The 704-nt window shown below is 71.7% G+C and carries 1 protein-coding gene; it reads right to left on the reverse strand.

What is annotated here, in order from left to right; all coding sequences use genetic code 11:
• Window positions 1–704: alpha-amylase family protein (locus G6023_RS14585; RefSeq protein ID WP_472986454.1), on the reverse strand; the 704-nt coding region annotated here is incomplete at both ends.

Genomic DNA, 704 nt, shown 5'->3' on the forward strand with positions numbered 1-704 from the left:
CGCACCAGCACGAATTTGGGGTGTCCCGCACGGGCGACGGCGCCGGAGCGCAGTGGCCCGTAGTCCACGAACCGGCGGTTGTCCGGGTCGACGAGCGAGTCCTCCCACACCTCCGTGCCCTGGTAGACGTCCGGGATGCCGGGGCCGAGCAACTGCACGGCCTTGGCGACCAGCGAGTTGTCGCGGCCGGCCGGGGCGATGCGCTCGACGAACGGCCCCAGCAGCCCGCCGCCGGAGTCGATCAGCGTGTCGATCCACCGGTGCACACCGGACTCGAAGTCGGCGTCCTGATCGGTCCAGGTGGTGTGCACGGCGGCCTCACGCAGGGCCTTGTCGGCGTAGTCGTGCAGGCGGGACCGCAGGTCGTCTGTGGGCCCGCCCAGCTCGGGCCAGACGCCCACGATCACCTGGAGGAGGAAGTAGCCCGCGTCCTCGGCGGGCGGCGGGAACTCGTCGAACACGCGCGTGACGAGGTAGGCCCACTCGTCGGGGAGCTGCGAGAGCACCGAGATCCGGGCGCGGACGTCCTCTCCGCGCTTGGTGTCGTGGGTGCTCAGCGCCGTCATTGCCAGCGGGGTGGAGCGGGCCCGTTCGGCCATGGCGAGGTGGAACGCCTCGACGGGCATCCCCATCCGGCCGGGCGAGCCGCCGACCTCGTTGAGCGAGACCAGTCGCGCGAGCCGGTAGAACAGCCGGTCCTCCTC

The organism is Dietzia sp. DQ11-71, from assembly GCF_014144995.1.
GTDB lineage: Bacteria > Actinomycetota > Actinomycetes > Mycobacteriales > Mycobacteriaceae > Dietzia > Dietzia kunjamensis.